Here is an 18,113-nt window from a genome sequence, read left to right as displayed (position 1 = left end):
TGTTTTTTCTAAAAACAAGCAAATTCGATAAGAATTTGCTCGATTTATGAGCGATTCCCAGCATTTACGAGCTTTTCACAGATTTATGAGCGATTCCCAGCATTTACGAGCTTTTCACAGATTTATGAGCGATTCCCAGCATTTACGAGCTTTTCACAGATTTACGAGCGGTTCTCAGGATTTACGAGCTTTCTCAGGATTTACGAGCGGTTCTCAGGATTTACGATCGATTTCCAAAAATAACGAGTGAATCATAATTTTTACGGTGTTGAGCGAGATATATGGGCTTCCAGGAAGTTAAAAGCCAAGGTCCATTCAAAGACTTCCTTTATAATAATTCATGATATTTCCCCAAATTGAGGGAAAATAGTTTAGATTCTCGATTTTGTGTGCTAAAATATAGGAACATGTGTACAGTTTTTCACAATATCGTGCAATTAGCGTATGACCCGTTATTCCATTTGGCTAGAATAGTAGCAGGTTAGGGGCGGTTAAAGATGAAATTAATTAATATTGGTTACGGAAATATTGTTGCTGCTCACCGGATTATTGCGGTAGTCAGTCCAGAATCTGCACCGATAAAACGATTAATCACGGTCGCAAGAGAAAAGAATATGCTGATTGATGCTACATATGGCCGCAGAACGAGAGCGGTCGTTGTAACTGACAGTGATCATGTCATTCTGTCGGCTGTACAGCCAGAAACTGTAGCTCATAGACTGATGTCGGTTGATGAGGGCTCAGAAGAAAGTTAGGTTGTGGAGGTTTATATGGAAAAAGAAAGAGGCATTCTGTTTGTGCTATCCGGTCCTTCAGGTGTAGGAAAGGGTACTGTTTGTAAAGCGCTTCGAGAACAAAAGCTGGACATTCAATACTCAGTCTCAGCCACTACAAGGCAGCCGCGTGAAGGTGAACGACATGGGGTAGAATACTTCTTTAAAACAAAAGAAGAATTTCTGAGCATGATTGAAAATAAAGAACTGCTAGAGTGGGCAGAATATGTCGGCAACTATTATGGAACGCCGATCGAATATGTGAACCGCACACTTGATGATGGCAAAGACGTTATTTTAGAGATTGAAGTTCAAGGTGCACTTCAAGTGAAAAATATTTTTCCAGAAGGTGTATTTATCTTCTTAACACCGCCAAGTCTTGATGAATTAAGAAGCCGTATTGTCGGGCGGGGCACTGAAACAGAAGATTTGATAAACAATCGAATGTCAGTTGCCAAAGAAGAGATCGAGCTTATGAAGCACTATGACTATTCTGTAGTTAATGATGAGATTGACTCAGCTTGTAACCGTATTAAAGCAATCATTACAACAGAACATTGCCGTGTTGACAGAGTTCGTCCGAAATACCAAAAAATTTTAGGAGATGACCAATAATGCTATATCCATCCATCGATTCTCTTATGGAAAAGATAGACTCAAAATACTCTCTTGTAACACTTAGTTCAAAACGTGCAAGAGAAATTCAAAAGCATGGCAACCAGCAGATTGCTAAACCTGTATCACATAAGTTTGTTGGTAAAGCACTTGAAGAGATTCAATCTGGTATCTTAAAAAAAGTTGGGGAAACACCTGCTGATTAATATATAGAACCTGAAAAAATATACAACCTTGTCTAAAGGTTGTTATTTTTTTGTTCTACTTTCGAAAAGTATAACTTGTTAGCAAGATGATTTTCTACGTAGCAAAACAAGTTTCAGTCGAAAGTATAAGCACAACTAAGGCTGATGCGAGAGGCTTGGCGTCAGCCAAGTTTTCTTCATAAAAAATTCATAAAGTTTTTTAATACATATAAATGCTGTAAAATAGATGTGAATTGTTAAGCAAATGAGCGGCGGAAGGGGTTTATTATGGAAAAGAAAAAAATATTGCTTGCTGTTTCAGGCGGAATCGCTGCCTATAAAGCAGCTCCCGTAGCAAGTAAATTATATCAAAGCGGATATGAAGTGAAAGTTATACTCACAGCGTCTGCCCAGAAATTCATTACACCGTTAACCTTTCAAACGCTGACAAGACAAGCCGTATATACAGATACGTTTGAGGAAAAAGAACCTTCAGTTGTGAGTCATATCGATATTGCAGATTGGGCAGACCTTGTACTGATAGCTCCTGCTACCGCAAACGTTATCGGGAAACTGGCAAACGGCATCGCGGACGATATGCTGTCAACGACATTACTAGCAACAAAAGCAGATGTGCTGATCGCGCCTGCTATGAATGTAAATATGTTTAATCATCCAGCTGTAAAAAAGAATATGGAAACTCTTGCTGCGTTCGGGTGGCGGTTTATAGAGCCGAATGAAGGGCTCCTTGCATGCGGATGGATTGGAAAAGGAAGGCTCGCAGAACCAGAGGAACTCATAAATGCTGTTCATATGTACTTTAAGGAGAAAAAAGAAGAACATTCATTGCCTCTTTCAGGAAAGAAAGTCATGGTAACAGCTGGTCCGACAAGAGAGGAACTGGACCCAGTTCGTTATTTTACAAACCATTCCTCAGGAAAGATGGGATATGCGATCGCTTCTGCAGCAAAAAAACTTGGAGCAGACGTAACCCTGGTAACGGGTCCTACATCACTTGATATACCATCAGGAGTACAAGTTGAAAGAGTCATTTCTGCAAAAGAAATGTTTGATAAAGCAATCAGTCTTTACGGGGAACAAGATATTGTCATTAAATGTGCAGCCGTAGCAGATTATACACCTGTTACAGTTCATTCAAATAAGTTCAAGAAAAAAAACGATACGTGGACGATTGAACTTAAGAAAACAGATGATATTTTAAAAGCGCTCGGTGAGAGAAAGGAACATCAAATTCTCGTAGGGTTTGCTGCGGAAACTGAAAATCTTGAAGACTATGCAAAAGATAAGTTATTAAGAAAGAATTTGGACATGGTAGTTGGAAACGATGTATCAAAAGAAGGATCCGGTTTTGGAAGTGATACAAACGAGATTATCATGATTAAAAAAGATGGTTCTATACGGCCGCTGCCTATTCTTACAAAAGAACAAGCAGCGAATGAAATACTAGAAGAAGTGATGGAAATGATGGAACGATGATTGCGGCAGTCGTTGTTGATGTCCCTTCAGGCAGTGTAAATAAGACGTTTGATTATAAGGTTCCTCCAGAGTTGGAGAATTGGGCAGAACCAGGAATGCGTGTGATCGTCCCTTTCGGACCAAGAAAACTGCAAGGATTTATATTAGCAGTAAAGCAATCGTCTTCTGTAAAAGGTATAAAAAACATCACAGAAATACTCGATCCTCTTCCTGTTCTTACGCCGGAACTAATAGATCTAGGCCAATGGCTGGCAGAGAACACGCTAAGCTTTTATATCACTGCTTATCAGGCAATGCTTCCTGCAGCAATGAAAGCAACTTATGAAAAGTTTTTCACAGTGATTAAGTCTGAATTGTTATCGAGTGAAGTGTCTGTTCTTTTCTCGGCGAGTGGAGAACTAAGTTTAAACGAGGTAACAAAAAACCATGTTCATCTGCTCAAGGAGCTTCAGGAACTGACAAAAACAGGAGTCTTGGATGTTGTCTATAAAGTAAAAGACAAAGCTAACAAAAAGAAAGTCAAATTTGTTTCACTAGGAGACAAAACTGAAGCCGAAGAACTCCTGAACCAAAATGATAAAAGAGCTGAAAAACAAAAAGCTGTAATTTCAGAGCTTTTAAGCAGACCGCCAGGCGAATATTCTCTGCAGGAAATTCTTCATGAGACAGGTGCTTCCCTATCTTCGGTTCAGTCGCTTTGTAAAAAAGGTGCAGTTTATATGGAAGAAAAGGAAGTATACAGAGACCCTTTCCAAGGGAGAAACATAAAACAGACAGAACCGCTTCCTTTAACTGAAAACCAGCAAAATGCCATAACTCCGATTTTAGATTCTATTGAAAATAATGAACATCACACCATACTTGTTCATGGTGTTACCGGAAGCGGAAAGACAGAGATCTACCTTCAATCTATTCAATCTGTCTTAGATAAAGGTAAGGAAGCTATCGTATTAGTTCCTGAGATCTCGCTCACACCTCAGATGGTTAACAGATTTAAAGGACGTTTCGGAAGCTCTGTTGCAGTATTGCACAGTGCTTTGTCTATTGGAGAGAAATACGATGAATGGAGAAAGATTCTTCGAAAAGAAGTTTCAGTAGTTGTTGGTGCTCGTTCTGCCGTTTTTGCACCTTTTGAAAATTTAGGAATCGTTATCATAGACGAGGAACATGAATCAAGCTATAAGCAAGAAGATCATCCGCGTTATCATGCAAGAGATGTAGCAATCTGGAGAGGTAAGTATCATTCTTGCCCGATTGTACTTGGAAGTGCAACACCGGCTTTGGAAACTTATGCAAGAGCACAAAAAGGACGCTATCAACTTGCTGAACTAAGTTCCCGTGTTCATTCAAATCCGATGCCTGAAGTGACTATTGTGGATATGAGGGATGAGTTGAAAAAAGGAAACCGCTCGATGTTTTCTAATGAATTAATGGAAAAACTAAAAGCTGGGATTGAAAAAGGAGAGCAATCTGTTCTTTTTCTTAATCGGCGCGGGTATGCTTCATTCATTTTGTGCAGAGATTGCGGGTATGTAGCACAATGTCCGCATTGCGATATTTCTTTAACTTATCACAAAAGATACGGTGAATTAAAATGCCACTATTGCGGTTATAAAGAGATTACCCCTTCAGCATGTCCTTCGTGTTCCTCAGAACATATTCGTTTTTTTGGAACAGGTACACAAAAGGTAGAAGAAGAGCTTGCTAAAGTTATGCCTGAAGCTAGAGTGATTAGGATGGACGTAGATACAACATCTAAAAAAGGAAGCCATGAAAAGCTGCTTACGTCTTTCGGGAACGGTGAAGCAGATATATTACTTGGCACACAGATGATCGCAAAAGGGCTTGATTTCCCAAAGGTGACATTGGTAGGCGTTTTGGCTGCTGATACGATGCTGCATTTGCCTGATTTCAGAGCGTCTGAAAAAACATTTCAGCTTCTTACACAAGTGAGCGGCCGGGCAGGGAGGCATGAGCTGGAAGGGAAAGTGATTGTTCAAGGATATGACGTTGAACATTACAGCATCCAGCTAGCTTCACAGCATGATTATCTCAGTTTTTATAATCATGAAATGAAAACAAGGAAACTGCATCAATACCCGCCTTTTTATTATTTAGGCCTCCTAACCTTCAGTCACCTGGAATTGATGCAGGTTGTTGAAGCGAGTGAAAAGGCAGCAAGCTTTTTGTCAAAAAGACTGTCACCTGACAGTCTCCTGCTTGGCCCTGTTACTTCACCAATAGCGCGTGTGAAAGATAGATATCGATACCAGGTAATGATAAAATACAAAAATGAACCAGAGCTGAGAAATTGGTTTGAAGAAATAATAGCCCATTTTCAAAAAGATAAAAGTATAAAAGATCTGCAGATTACTGGAGAGTTAAATGCCCAGACACTTATGTAGCAGTTAGGAGATTACGATGACAATTCTTAAGATTGTAGAACACCCAGATCCAGTTTTAGAAACGGAATGTGAACCAGTAAAAACCTTCGATAAAAAATTAAAAAAACTAATAAACGATATGTTTGATACGATGTATGAAGCAGAAGGAGTAGGTCTTGCAGCTCCTCAGATCGGGATTGCTAAACAGGTTGCCGTTGTAGATGTTGGTGATGAAGAGGGACAAATCGTGTTGATCAATCCGGTTATAACATCAGCTTCCGGAAGCCAGACAGGGCCAGAAGGCTGCTTAAGTTTCCCCGGGCTCTTCGGTGAAGTTGAACGCCCTTTTGAAGTAACTGTGAAAGCACAAGATGAGAACGGAAAAGAATTTACTATAAAAGCAAACGATTTTCTTGCCAGGGCACTTCTGCACGAGATCGATCATCTGCATGGCATTTTGTTTACATCTAAAGTAATCGCTTATTACGAAAACGAGGAAATGGAGAGATAGGATAACATGAAGATATTATTTATGGGAACACCTGACTTTTCCGTGCCCGTACTTCGTCAGCTAGTAGACGATGGCTATGATGTTATTGGCGTTGTTACACAGCCGGACAAGCCAGTAGGAAGAAAAAAAGAAATTAAGCAGACACCTGTTAAAGAAGAAGCGATCAAACATGGTATTACCGTGTATCAACCCGTAAAGCTGCGTGAAAACTATGAAGAGATTCTGGCTCTTAAACCCGATCTGATTGTTACAGCCGCTTATGGACAGATCCTGCCTAATGCTATTTTGGAAACACCTCAATATGGCTGCATCAATGTCCACGCCTCATTGCTTCCAAAATACAGAGGCGGAGCGCCGATCCATAAAAGCATAATCGACGGTAATGATAAAACCGGCATCACGATTATGTATATGGTTGAAAAATTAGACGCAGGTGATATACTTACCCAAGTTGAAGTACCGATCGAAGAAAATGACCACGTAGGTTCTATGCATGACAAATTAAGTGCGGCGGGTGCAAAATTATTATCAGAAACCATCCCTTTACTTGTTGAAGGAAAGATTACTCCTGTCCCCCAAAAGGAAGATGAAGTAACTTTTGCCTGGAACATAACTAGAGAACAGGAAAAGATCGATTGGACCCGATCAGGAAAAGAGATCCATAACCATATTCGCGGTCTTCATCCGTGGCCAGTTGCTTATACGTTATTAAACGGCCTGCCTCTTAAAGTTTGGTGGGCGGAAAAGCAAGAAACGAGCTACTCTGCAGAACCTGGTACTGTAATCGGCATACATGAAAATGGGCTTCAGGTGGCCACCGGGGATCAGACGAGCATCATTATTACAGACTTGCAGCTTTCCGGGAAAAAGAGAATGCTCGCAAGTGATTATCTTAAAGGAGCAAGCGTACCACAAGGCTTGAAATTAGGTGAATAAAGTTGGAAAACAACATACGGGCAATCGCCCTGGACGTTTTAATTAAAATCGAACAAAATCAGGCATACTCAAATTTACAGCTGAATCAGACGCTCCAAAAAGCAAATGTAAAAGACATTGATAAAGGTCTTTTAACGAGCATTGTTTATGGTACGATTCAGCGTAAAAACACGATAGATTTTTATTTGGATCAATTGCTGAATAAGCCAATTAAGAAAAAAGACCGCTGGGTTCTATCATTGCTCAGACTGTCCATTTTTCAGATGCTTTACATGGACCGTGTTCCTGATCATGCAATCATTCATGAAGCTGTAGAAATCGCTAAACAAAGAGGACATCAAGGTCTTGCAGGTCTTGTAAACGGTATTCTCCGGAAATTGCAGCGTGAGGGAACAGCTGAGATGGACAAAATAGCAGGTGCCGGTTCCGAAAAAGCGGCTTTAAAATACAGCATGCCTCAGTGGCTTTTTGAACGCTGGAGCTCTCAATTCGGCAATGAAGATGCTGAAAAAATGGCCGAATCAAATCTTTTGCCTTCTCCAGTTACAGCGAGGGTAAATACGATGCTGACGACAAGAGACGAAGTTCTTCAGCAGCTGGAGCAAGAAGGAGTTTCTGCAGAAGAAGGAGAATTGTCTCCTGAGGGTATCATAATAAAAAGCGGCTATCTTCCAGGAACAGAAGTTTATAATAAAGGCTTAGTCACGATTCAGGATGAAAGCTCAATGCTTGTTGCTAGAGCTGTAGCTCCATTACCTGGAGAAACCATTCTGGATGCATGTGCTGCCCCAGGCGGCAAATCAACCCATATGGCTGAAATGATGAAAGGAAATGGGAAAGTTGTTTCTCTGGATCTTCATGCCCATAAGATTGAATTGATTAATAAACAAGCGGAAAGACTGGGTCTTGAAAATATCGAAGCCTCAGTTTTAGACGCTAGAAAAGCAGGAGAAAAATATGATTCTGCATCTTTTGACAGAGTTCTTGTTGATGCCCCCTGCAGCGGGTTTGGTGTAATCCGCAAAAAGCCGGATCTTAAATGGTCTAAAACAGAAGAAGATGTATTAAAGCTTGCATCCATTCAAAAGGATATATTGGAATCCGCTTCTCAAATGGTGAAAGCTGGAGGTCTGCTAGTTTACAGCACTTGTACTGTAGATCAGGAAGAAAACAGTGAAGTAGCAGAATGGTTCCTTCAAAATCATCCTGAATTTGAATGGGATCCAAACTTTTCCGAAAAGATGCCAGAAAACGTGAAAACCTTTATAATAGAAGGACGATCAGATCTGCAAATTATGCCTCATTATTTTAATAGTGACGGCTTTTACATTGCGGCTTACAGAAAAAAGACAAAAGGTGGTGAGAAACATGCTTAAACCATTAACAGATAAACAGACAAAGCCTAATATTAAACCTTCTATATTCTCATTGGAGCTTCACGAACTTGAAGCTTGGCTGACGGATATCAGAGAACCTAAATTCAGAGGCAAACAAATCTTTGAATGGCTGTATAAAAAACGTGTGTCTTCTTTTGAGGAGATGACAAATCTTCCAATAGGTTTGCGTGAGAAGCTGGAAAAAGATTTTTATATCAAACCTTTAAAAGAAGTGGTACGTCAAGAATCAGCAGATGGTACAATCAAATTCTTATTTGAACTGCAAGATGGCTATTCCATTGAAACAGTACTTATGAGACATGAGTATGGAAACAGTATTTGTGTAACAACACAAGTTGGGTGCCGGCTTGGCTGTACCTTCTGTGCCTCTACTTTGGGAGGATTAAAGCGAAATCTGCAAGCTGGTGAAATTGTTGCCCAGGTTCTTCAGGTTCAGAGAGCTTTAGATGAAACAGAAGAAAGAGTAAGTTCTGTTGTTGTCATGGGGATTGGTGAACCGTTTGATAATTATGAAGGACTTATGTCATTCCTTAAGATTATAAACCATGATTTAGGGCTTAATATCGGTGCTCGCCATATCACGATTTCAACAAGCGGTGTAGTACCCTATATTTATAAATTTGCAGATGAAGGAATGCAGATTAATTTTGCGATCTCACTTCATGCACCAAATACAGAAACAAGAAGCCGCTTAATGCCAGTTAACAGAATGTATCCATTAAACGAACTAATGGATTCCATTCGTTATTACATTAAGAAGACCGGCAGACGTATAACATTTGAATATGGTTTATTCGGAAAAGTTAACGATACAGTGGAACACGCTAATGAGCTCGCAGATCTTATTAAAGATATAAAGTGCCATGTTAACTTGATTCCCGTTAACTATGTACCAGAAAGAGATTATGTAAGAACGCCGAAAACACAAATATTTAAGTTCTTAGAGACGTTAACCTCAAGAGGCATTAATGCCACCATCAGAAGAGAACAAGGACATGACATTGACGCAGCATGCGGTCAGCTGCGTGCGAAGGAACGTAAAGAAGAGACGAGGTGACGGGGATATGCAAATTGCCTTTCAAACAGATGTTGGAATGGTAAGGAAGCATAATGAAGACAGCGGGGAAGTGTTCACAAAGGGTGAACACTTTCTTGCAGTTATTGCTGATGGTATGGGCGGTCATAAAGCGGGGGATATCGCAAGTCAGGAAGCCCTTAAAGTGATTAAAGAAGCTTGGGTTCATTTTGAAGAAAACATGGGAAATATGAAAGACTGGATTCAAAGTGTACTTAACGATACCAATAAACATATATTTCAATTTTCGCAAGTTAACCCTGAGACTAGAGGGATGGGTACAACGATTGTAGCTGCCTTGGGAACGAAAAACGAGATAACAGTTGCACATATTGGTGACAGCAGATGTTATTTGTATTCAAATGGAGAATTAAAAAGGGTAACCGATGACCATTCTTTAGTTCAGGAACTCGTAAAGTCGGGTCAGATTACAGAAGATGAAGCCGAAATTCACCCAAGACGAAACATGATTATGAAAGCAGTTGGAACGGATGAAACGGTTGAGGCAGAATTAAATGTGATAACTTGGAGTTCTGGTGATTACCTGTTGCTGTGTTCAGATGGATTATCAGACAAAGTATCATTTAAAAAAATTAAAGAAGCGTTGGATAACTCAATGGAAACCGTTGCCGATAAGGTTGAAAAATTAATAGCCTGGGCAAAAGATGCGGGTGGAGAAGATAACATAACTGCTATCCTTATTCTAAATAGTTCTGACACAGAAATAAAAGGGGAAGCAAAAGCATGATTGGAAAAAGAGTCAGTGGCCGCTACAAACTTTTAGAAGTAATTGGTGACGGCGGAATGGCCATCGTTTATCGAGCAAAAGATTTAATTCTTGATCGAGATGTTGCTGTAAAAGTTCTTCGTTCAGAGTTTAATAAAGATGAAGATTTTATTAGAAGGTTTAAAAGGGAAGCGGAATCAGCTACAAGTCTGGACCATCCGAACATTGTAAGTATATATGATGTCGGAGAAGACGAAGAAATCTATTTTATCGTTATGGAGTACGTGCAAGGGAAGACACTTAAACAATACATAAAAGAACATGGAAAAATATCTGTAGAAGAATCCTTGCACATCATGAAACAAATTGTTTCTGGTATGGCAGTTGCCCATGACCATGGAATTATACATCGTGATATTAAACCACACAATATTTTAATTACTGATAATGGAACAGCGAAACTTACCGATTTTGGCATTGCGCTGGCTATTACTTCTGCAACCATAACACATACTAATTCGATATTGGGTTCTGTTCATTATTTTTCTCCTGAACAAGCCCGCGGAGGAATTGCCAATGCAAAATCGGACATCTATTCGTTCGGTGCAGTTTTATATGAAATGGTTACAGGCAGAGTGCCTTTTGTTGGTGATTCACCTGTTTCTGTTGCATTAAAACACCTTCAGGAAAATGTGATAGAGCCTCGGAGGCTTAATCCTGAAATTCCTCAAAGTGTTGAGAACATAGTCTTAAAAGCACTGGCAAAAAATCCGCTTAAAAGGTATGACAGTGCACAAGAGCTGTTAACTGACATGAACTCTGCGCTTCAGCCGGAACGGATGTATGAACAAAAATGGAATGAAGACAGCGATGAGGATGAGAAAACTAAATTCATACCTCCCGTTGTTCCCCCGCCTGTTGAAGAAAAACCTGTTAAGAAAGAAGAAGAGAAAACCCCCGAAAAGAAGAAAAAGAAATGGTGGCTCATCCTTCTGATTACCTTTCTTTTATTTGGCGGAGCGGCAGTAGCTGCATTTACCATTTGGTCGTCTGTATTTTCTGTTCAAGAAGTCAATGTTCCAGATGTAGTTGGAGACGATTATGAGGATGCTTTTGATAAATTAAAAGCAAAAAATCTGGATGTGAAACGCGAGGAAGTTTTTGATCCTGAAATAGAAGACGGTCATGTGATACGCCAGAACCCTTCCCCTGGAACGGTTGTGAAAGAACACGCTGTTATTACACTGCATGTATCAAAAGGACCTGAAAAGGAAAATATGCCTGATGTAGAAGGCTACAACATCGAATCTGCACAAGCACTTTTAAAAGATAAAGGATTTACAGATATTGATATCAATTATGAGGAATCCGATTCTGAGCCAGAAGGGACGGTACTTGCTCAAAGTCCTGACAGAGATGAGAAGGTAACCCCTGCTGAAACTACGGTTACTTTAACAGTCAGCTCAGGTACACCAACCGTTCAGATTTCAAATTTAATCGGATTAACTCAGCAAGATGTTGAAACATTTGCAGATAACGAGGGATTGGTAGCTGAATTTACGTCTGAGTATTCGGATACTGTCGAAAAAGGAAAAGTTATTTCCCAAGACCCGGCTCCATTTACACAAGTTGAAAAGGGAGCTACTATTACAGTTGTTCTGTCAGATGGCCAAGATCCAAATAAAGAAGAAAAGCCAGAAGAATCCGATGAAACTGCTGGTGACCGTACCACTACGGAAAAGATCAATGTTAAACTAGGCAAAAAGGATAAAAATGAGCCTGCCCGTGTAAAAATTGTTTATTCGGACAAAAATGCAGCAAACGAAGTTTTCGTGGAAGAAGAGATAACAGAGTCAAAGGAATATTCTCTTCCTTTGACTATAGCTGAAGGCGGCACTGCTTCTTACGTTGTTTATATCAATGATAAAGAAGCAAGGAAAGAAACAATAAATTATGATGATATTCAGGGAGGGGACGATGGTGATTAAGCATGCCTGAAGGAAGAATCGTTAAAGCGCTGGCTGGTTTTTATTACGTAAAGGAACAAGGCAAGGCTGAAGTTTTCCAATGCAGGGGAAGGGGGAACTTTCGAAAGAAGAAAGTGAACCCGCTTGTAGGGGACTGGGTAGAATATGAATCCAGCAATGTTACGGATGGCTATATTCTTGATGTGAAAGAAAGAAAAAATGAATTAGTCCGCCCTCCCATCGCAAACGTAGACCAGGCCATACTCGTTTTTTCGGCAACCGAACCTGATTTTAGCACGCTTCTCTTAGACAGGTTTCTAGTTCATATAGAGGCAAATGATATTTTGCCTGTAATCTGTATTTCAAAAATGGATCTTGTCCAGGGTACTGATGACCTTGATGAGATTCAAAAATATATAGAAACATATAAAAGATTGGGCTACGATGTGTTTCCGACTTCAACAAAAACAGACGACAGCCTGGAGATGTTCTACCCGCTTTTTAAAGATAAAGTAACGGTTTTTGCTGGGCAGTCCGGCGTCGGGAAATCATCGCTATTAAATGCCATTAATCCAGAGCTCATGCTTGAAACCAACGAGATATCAAGCCACTTAGGACGTGGAAAACATACGACTCGCCATGTTGAACTCATCTTGTTTGGAAACGGCCTTGTCGCTGATACACCTGGATTCAGTTCCTTGGATTTCATGAACATTGAAGCTGAAGACTTGTCTATGTATTTTCCTGAAATGAATGAGAGACGAGGCAATTGTAAGTTCCGCGGGTGTTCACATACTTCAGAACCTAAATGTGCTGTCAAACAGGGTGTCGAAGAAGGCGCAGTTCCACAATTTCGCTATGATCATTACGTTAGTTTTTTACAGGAAATAAAAGATCAAAAACGGAGGTACTAAATGGTTAAAATAGCTCCTTCCATTTTATCGGCTGACTTTTCAAAGTTAGGCGAAGAAATAAAAGCGGTTGAAATGGCCGGTGCCGATTACATTCATGTAGATGTGATGGATGGACATTTCGTACCGAATATTACGATGGGTCCTCTCGTTCTTAAAGCAATACGTCCATTGACTGAACTGCCGCTGGACGTACATTTAATGATAGAGAATCCGGATTCGTATATTGAGGAATTTGCAGAAGCAGGTGCAGATATTATTACTGTTCATGTTGAAGCGGCAACTCATCTTCACAGAACGATACAATTGATTAAAGCTAAAGGTGTTAAAGCAGGCGTTGTATTAAACCCAGCTACTCCAGTTGATGCAATAAAGCACATCATCCATGATATCGATATGGTATTGCTTATGACAGTTAACCCTGGATTTGGCGGACAGTCTTTTATCCAAAATGTTGTCCCAAAGATCAGAGAAGTCTCTGAGCTAGTACAGACTCATGGGCTGAATGTAGAAATTGAGGTAGATGGCGGTGTTAATGCTGAAACTGCCCCTTTATGCATTGAAGCAGGTGCGAACGTTTTAGTAGCCGGTTCTGCCATATATGGGAAAAAAGATTTAAAAGATGCAATAAACTCCATTCGTGGTGTATAATTAAGGTGTTAATAAAATAAGTAACCACAGGGGGAGTCCTATTAATGGGCTGAGAGGGGAGTGTACTCCCGACCCTTTGAACCTGAAGCTGGATAATGCCTGCGTAGGGATGTGGAGTCGTACTTTTTGCATTCAGATGATATGAATCTTAAAGCAACCGCACTCACATGCCGGTTGCTTTTTTTATTTTCTTCAAAACTATAAAAGAGGAGGATAAATATGAAAAACAACAACGTTGCACTATTAACTGAGATTGCTATTATGGCGGCACTTTCATTAATTTTAGGACTTATAAAATTTAATGGTATCTGGCCGCAAGGGGGTTCTGTTTCTCTAGAAATGGTGCCGATTTTTCTAATTGCATTCAGAAGGGGATTAAAAGCTGGTGTATTTACAGGGTTAGCTGTAGGTTTGCTTCAATTGCTTGTGAACCCATATATCGTACACCCTGCTCAGCTCATTTTAGATTACCCGCTTGCTTTTGCCTTAGCAGGTGTTGCGGGGGCATTTGCGCCGTCAATTACTCAAAATAAAGCAAAGAGAACTTTACTGATGGTTACAGGAATCTTTATTGGATGTGCGTTGAGACTTGCTTCACATGTATTATCCGGAGTTATTTTCTTTAGTGATTTTGCCGAAGAGATGAATGTATGGCTATATTCGATTATGTACAACGGTTCGTTTATGGTCGTCATTTTTGTGATTACATCTCTCATCGTAATTTTTATAACTAACACTGCTCCACGATTATTGCATGCAGCAAGAAAGGGATATCATCAAGCAGCATGAAAATAAGAATTGTTGCCGGTGGTCCACATCATCTGATTCCAGAACTTAAAAGCTATGAAACCTCGTCCGAAGATCTGTGGATTGGTGTTGACAGAGGTACATTCATACTTTTGGAAAAAGGGATTAAGCCTGATTATGCTTTTGGTGATTTTGATTCCGTTTCTGCAGCAGAAAAAGAGATAATACTAAAGTCAGATATCGTTTTGAATCAATATCAGTCAGAAAAAGACCAAACTGATATGGAGTTAGCACTTCAATGGGCAATGGATCAAAAACCGGAAGAAATATTTTTATTTGGGGCAACAGGAGGAAGGCTGGATCACGAGATGATGAATATCCAGCTTCTCTATAGAACGATTTCTAGCAATGCTGAAGTGAAGATAATAGATATTAAAAATGAAATCTCGCTAAAGCTGCCCGGAATATATACGATTGAAAGAGAAGACCATTACACCTATATTTCTTTCTTAGCATTTCAGGGAGAAGTGAAAGGTATCACACTTATTGGATTTAAATATCCTTTAAATAAGGCTTCCTTGAAGATAGGAGCGTCGCTCTGCATATCAAATGAGCTTGTAAATAAAAGTGGTACTTATTCTTTCGACTCTGGCATAATATTGATGGTAAAGAGCCATGATTAATTAAAATCATGGAAAACAGGCCCCGAGACACCTTTTTATAAGACGGGGAATATTGTATGTTAGGTTTTGCTCTTATCATTTTTTATGGGCCTGGAGGAGGGGTAAGATGAAATTTTATACCATTAAACTTCCTAGATTTTTAGGGGGATTCGTACGTGCCATCTTAGGTTCTTTTAAAAAAGGATAACAAACAAAAAAAGCGCCCTGTGCGCTTTTTTTGTGTTGATAAAAATATAAGTAGAGGATGTTACGGTACGTGTTCTTAAATTTATTACACGTTCGCGCAAAAACACTGCGTTTCCACGCAAACAGTTCTTTGTTTCACGCAGAAACTAATAAATTTCACGCGGAATCTCTTTCTGACCACGCAGTACTGGTCTAGTTTCACGCACGGTATGTAATTAATATCAAAAATCTGCACTAAAAAGTGTACAGCCTCAACATATTTATTGAAATAAAAAAAACAGCAGCCTCTGCTGCCGTTTTTTTATTAAACGCGTTCTACTTTACCTGATTTAAGTGCACGAGCAGATACGTATACGCGCTTAGGCTTTCCGTCCACAAGAATGCGAACCTTTTGGACATTAGCTCCCCAGCTTTTCTTTGATTTGTTCATTGCGTGAGAACGCTTGTTACCAGTTTTAGGTCCTTTTCCAGTAATAAAACATTTACGAGCCATAGTAGGTGAACCTCCTTTACAGCAAAAAAGCTTTGCATCAATTCAATCGTATGTTAAATACTAAATAATATTAGCATGACTCTATGAGCATTGCAACATATTCATTATGGTTTTCAAGTAAATTTCCTTGACAATACTTTTTACATAGTGTGAAATGTAGTAGTCCTTTCAAAAAAACTTAATGTATAGTAAAATATTTGTTAGCCATTTAACAATTTAAAGGGGGATGTAAGCATGTCCATTGAAATGAAAACAACCTATGGTCAAATTGATATTTCTAATGAAGTGATTGCTACTATCGCTGGCGGTGCAGCAATTGATTGTTACGGAATTGTTGGCATGGCATCAAGAAAGCAATTAAAGGATGGATTAACTGAGCTTTTAGGACGTGAAAATTTCTCCCGAGGGATCGTTGTCCGACAAGAGGAAGATGAAGTACATATTGATATGTATATCATTGTAAGCTACGGAACAAAGATTTCTGAAGTGGCTCATAATGTACAGAACAAAGTGAAATATACCCTGGATCAAATGCTTGGCTTGGCGGTTGACTCAGTCAATATCTATGTTCAGGGTGTCAGGGTGACAACGCCTTAGTTAGGAGGAAGTTTTGTGTCTTTAAAAGTATTAGACGGAAAAAAGTTTGCAAAAATGGTGCTCGAGGGTGCTTCAAACTTATCAAGAAATGCAGCAATGGTCGATGCACTTAATGTATTTCCTGTACCAGATGGTGATACAGGAACAAATATGAACTTAACGATTACATCTGGTGCAAAAGAGGTTGAGAAAAACACTACAAGTCAAATAGGCGCTGTAGCAAACGCGTTCGCTAAAGGGCTTTTAATGGGAGCAAGAGGTAACTCTGGCGTTATTTTATCACAGTTATTCAGAGGCTTTTCTAAAGCTATTGAAGGTAAAGAATCCATTACAGCTGCTGAGTTTGCCAATGCATTTGACAAAGGTGTAGAAACGGCATACAAAGCAGTTATGAAACCTGTAGAAGGTACGATTTTAACAGTTGCAAAAGATGCTGCTAGAAAAGCAGTAAAAGAAGCTAAAAAATCAGATGATGTCCTTTATATTATGAAGGAACTCGTTAAAGAATCTAAAGCTTCCTTAAACCGTACACCAGATCTGCTTCCTGTTTTAAAAGAAGTAGGAGTAGTAGATTCGGGCGGGCAAGGTCTAGTTACTGTGTATGAAGGCTTTTTAGCTGTATTAGAAGGAAAAGAGCTGCCTAAGGTTTCAGTAAATGCTCCTTCAATGGGTGAACTTGTCAACGCGGAACATCACAAAGCTCAAATACACATGAAAACGGAAGATATCCACTTTGGATATTGCACAGAGTTCATGGTGAAATTTGAATCGAACAAAATAAAAAACAATCCATTTGATGAAACGAACTTCCGAAACGAGCTTGCAGAACATGGTGACTCTCTTCTCGTTGTTGCGGATGATGATGTGGTAAAAGTTCACATCCATACAGAACAGCCAGGTAACATGCTGACTCTTGCTCACCGTTATGGGAGTTTGATCAACATCAAGATTGAAAATATGCGTGAACAGCATTCAGCGATCTTAGAAAGTGAAAATGAAGTTATTCCTTCATACTCTCAGCCTGCTGAGAAAAAGAAAGAATACGGGATTGTTACAGTAGCTATGGGCGAAGGCATAGAAGAAATGTTTTCTTCTATGGGAGCATCCGTTATCCAAGGCGGACAAACTATGAACCCTAGTACGGAAGACATAGTACGTGCTATTTCTGAAGTAAATGCAGAAAAAGTATTCATTCTTCCTAACAACAGCAATATCATCATGGCTTCAGAACAGGCTGCAAGCGTTGTTGATGAAGAAGTTGTCATCATCCGCACTAAGACTGTTCCACAAGGCATCGCTTCTATCTTGGCGTTCAACCCTTCAGCAGATATGAAGGAAAACGAAAAGAAGATGAACAAAGCAATTACTTCTGTAAAATCCGGGCAAGTTACTTACGCAGTCAGAGATACATCAATCGATGGTGTTGAGATTGCTAAGGGTGACTTTATGGGGATTTCAGAGGGTAAAATCATTTCTTCAAAGACAAATAAGCTAGAAGTTACGAAAGAGCTTTTAGAAAAAATGATGGATGAAGATTCAGAAATCGTAACCATCATTTATGGTGAAGATTCTTCTGAAGATGAAGCGCAAGAACTTGCTGATTTCATCGAAGAGAAATTCCCGGATGCTGAAGCTGAGATCCATGACGGAAAACAGCCGATCTACTCTTTTATTCTTTCAGTTGAGTAAAAATTAGCATACTTTGTTGTTTTTGGAAGTGGTTGATTTCCGCTCCAGGTTGCTCGCTTTCCACGGGGCGTGAGGTGAGCCTCCTGCCG

At 39.7% G+C, this 18,113-nt stretch carries 19 protein-coding genes and 1 riboswitch; of the genes, 18 read left to right on the top strand and 1 reads right to left on the bottom strand.

What is annotated here, in order from left to right; all coding sequences use genetic code 11:
• Positions 1-497: 497 nt before the first annotated feature.
• The 16 genes from remA (at position 498) to spoVM (ending at position 15,246) form a co-directional block, all read left to right on the top strand.
• A complete protein-coding gene (remA, locus tag ACFW35_RS10580; protein WP_066240628.1) occupies positions 498-755 on the top strand; it encodes an extracellular matrix/biofilm regulator RemA in 258 nt (85 codons plus the stop codon).
• 15 nt (positions 756-770) lie between these two features.
• Entirely contained in the window at positions 771-1,388 is a 618-nt protein-coding gene (gene gmk / locus ACFW35_RS10575) for a guanylate kinase (protein ID WP_379845597.1), read from the top strand.
• The gene (rpoZ, locus tag ACFW35_RS10570; protein WP_379833737.1) at positions 1,388-1,594 is read left to right on the top strand and encodes a DNA-directed RNA polymerase subunit omega; all 207 of its coding nucleotides are present in this window, start codon (positions 1,388-1,390) and stop codon (positions 1,592-1,594) included. Before gmk ends, rpoZ begins: the two co-directional genes overlap by 1 nt.
• 264 nt (positions 1,595-1,858) lie before the next feature.
• Positions 1,859-3,070 carry a bifunctional phosphopantothenoylcysteine decarboxylase/phosphopantothenate--cysteine ligase CoaBC gene (coaBC, locus tag ACFW35_RS10565; RefSeq protein WP_379847456.1) on the top strand — a complete coding sequence of 404 codons (1,212 nt, stop codon included), beginning with the start codon at positions 1,859-1,861 and terminating at the stop codon, positions 3,068-3,070.
• A complete protein-coding gene (priA, locus tag ACFW35_RS10560; protein ID WP_379845595.1) occupies positions 3,067-5,475 on the top strand; it encodes a primosomal protein N' in 2,409 nt (802 codons plus the stop codon). The genes coaBC and priA overlap by 4 nt, the downstream gene beginning before the upstream one ends.
• A gap of 16 nt (positions 5,476-5,491) precedes the next feature.
• Positions 5,492-5,965, top strand: coding sequence for a peptide deformylase (gene def / locus ACFW35_RS10555; protein WP_379845594.1), 474 nt, complete (start codon positions 5,492-5,494; stop codon positions 5,963-5,965).
• Positions 5,966-5,971: 6 nt separating this feature from the next.
• The gene (gene fmt / locus ACFW35_RS10550) at positions 5,972-6,901 is read left to right on the top strand and encodes a methionyl-tRNA formyltransferase (protein ID WP_379845592.1); all 930 of its coding nucleotides are present in this window, start codon (positions 5,972-5,974) and stop codon (positions 6,899-6,901) included.
• Between the two features lie 2 nt (positions 6,902-6,903).
• Entirely contained in the window at positions 6,904-8,277 is a 1,374-nt protein-coding gene (gene rsmB, locus ACFW35_RS10545) for a 16S rRNA (cytosine(967)-C(5))-methyltransferase RsmB (RefSeq protein ID WP_379845591.1), read from the top strand.
• Positions 8,270-9,355: a 23S rRNA (adenine(2503)-C(2))-methyltransferase RlmN gene (rlmN, locus tag ACFW35_RS10540; protein ID WP_379845589.1), complete on the top strand. Its 1,086-nt coding sequence runs from the start codon at positions 8,270-8,272 to the stop codon at positions 9,353-9,355. Before rsmB ends, rlmN begins: the two co-directional genes overlap by 8 nt.
• 7 nt (positions 9,356-9,362) lie before the next feature.
• A complete protein-coding gene (locus tag ACFW35_RS10535) occupies positions 9,363-10,121 on the top strand; it encodes a Stp1/IreP family PP2C-type Ser/Thr phosphatase (protein WP_379845588.1) in 759 nt (252 codons plus the stop codon).
• Positions 10,118-12,088, top strand: a complete 1,971-nt coding sequence (pknB, locus tag ACFW35_RS10530) for a Stk1 family PASTA domain-containing Ser/Thr kinase (protein WP_379845586.1) — start codon at positions 10,118-10,120, stop codon at positions 12,086-12,088. Before ACFW35_RS10535 ends, pknB begins: the two co-directional genes overlap by 4 nt.
• 2 nt (positions 12,089-12,090) lie before the next feature.
• Positions 12,091-12,981 carry a ribosome small subunit-dependent GTPase A gene (rsgA, locus tag ACFW35_RS10525; protein WP_379845584.1) on the top strand — a complete coding sequence of 297 codons (891 nt, stop codon included), beginning with the start codon at positions 12,091-12,093 and terminating at the stop codon, positions 12,979-12,981.
• Positions 12,982-13,629 carry a ribulose-phosphate 3-epimerase gene (gene rpe / locus ACFW35_RS10520; protein WP_379845583.1) on the top strand — a complete coding sequence of 216 codons (648 nt, stop codon included), beginning with the start codon at positions 12,982-12,984 and terminating at the stop codon, positions 13,627-13,629.
• A 19-nt stretch (positions 13,630-13,648) separates the two neighbouring features.
• A riboswitch (TPP riboswitch) is annotated at positions 13,649-13,756 on the top strand.
• A gap of 92 nt (positions 13,757-13,848) precedes the next feature.
• Positions 13,849-14,418 (top strand): energy-coupled thiamine transporter ThiT, encoded by a 570-nt coding sequence (thiT, locus tag ACFW35_RS10515; RefSeq protein ID WP_379845581.1) that lies wholly within the window; start codon positions 13,849-13,851, stop codon positions 14,416-14,418.
• Entirely contained in the window at positions 14,415-15,059 is a 645-nt protein-coding gene (locus ACFW35_RS10510) for a thiamine diphosphokinase (RefSeq protein WP_379845580.1), read from the top strand. Before thiT ends, ACFW35_RS10510 begins: the two co-directional genes overlap by 4 nt.
• A gap of 106 nt (positions 15,060-15,165) precedes the next feature.
• Positions 15,166-15,246: a stage V sporulation protein SpoVM gene (gene spoVM, locus ACFW35_RS10505; protein ID WP_066240671.1), complete on the top strand. Its 81-nt coding sequence runs from the start codon at positions 15,166-15,168 to the stop codon at positions 15,244-15,246.
• Positions 15,247-15,549: 303 nt separating this feature from the next.
• Here spoVM and rpmB read toward each other — a convergent pair whose 3' ends face one another.
• Entirely contained in the window at positions 15,550-15,738 is a 189-nt protein-coding gene (gene rpmB / locus ACFW35_RS10500; RefSeq protein ID WP_066240673.1) for a 50S ribosomal protein L28, read from the bottom strand.
• Between the two features lie 234 nt (positions 15,739-15,972).
• Here rpmB and ACFW35_RS10495 point away from each other — a divergent pair, with 234 nt between their 5' ends.
• Together ACFW35_RS10495 and ACFW35_RS10490 are read left to right on the top strand one after the other, a co-directional pair.
• Entirely contained in the window at positions 15,973-16,335 is a 363-nt protein-coding gene (locus ACFW35_RS10495) for an Asp23/Gls24 family envelope stress response protein (protein WP_066289314.1), read from the top strand.
• A 15-nt stretch (positions 16,336-16,350) separates the two neighbouring features.
• Positions 16,351-18,024, top strand: coding sequence for a DAK2 domain-containing protein (locus ACFW35_RS10490; RefSeq protein WP_379845578.1), 1,674 nt, complete (start codon positions 16,351-16,353; stop codon positions 18,022-18,024).
• Positions 18,025-18,113 lie beyond the last annotated feature (89 nt).

This window comes from Fictibacillus sp. NPDC058756 (genome assembly GCF_042746035.1).
Taxonomy (GTDB): domain Bacteria; phylum Bacillota; class Bacilli; order Bacillales; family Fictibacillaceae; genus Fictibacillus.
This window is presented reverse-complemented; position numbering and strand designations above follow the sequence as displayed.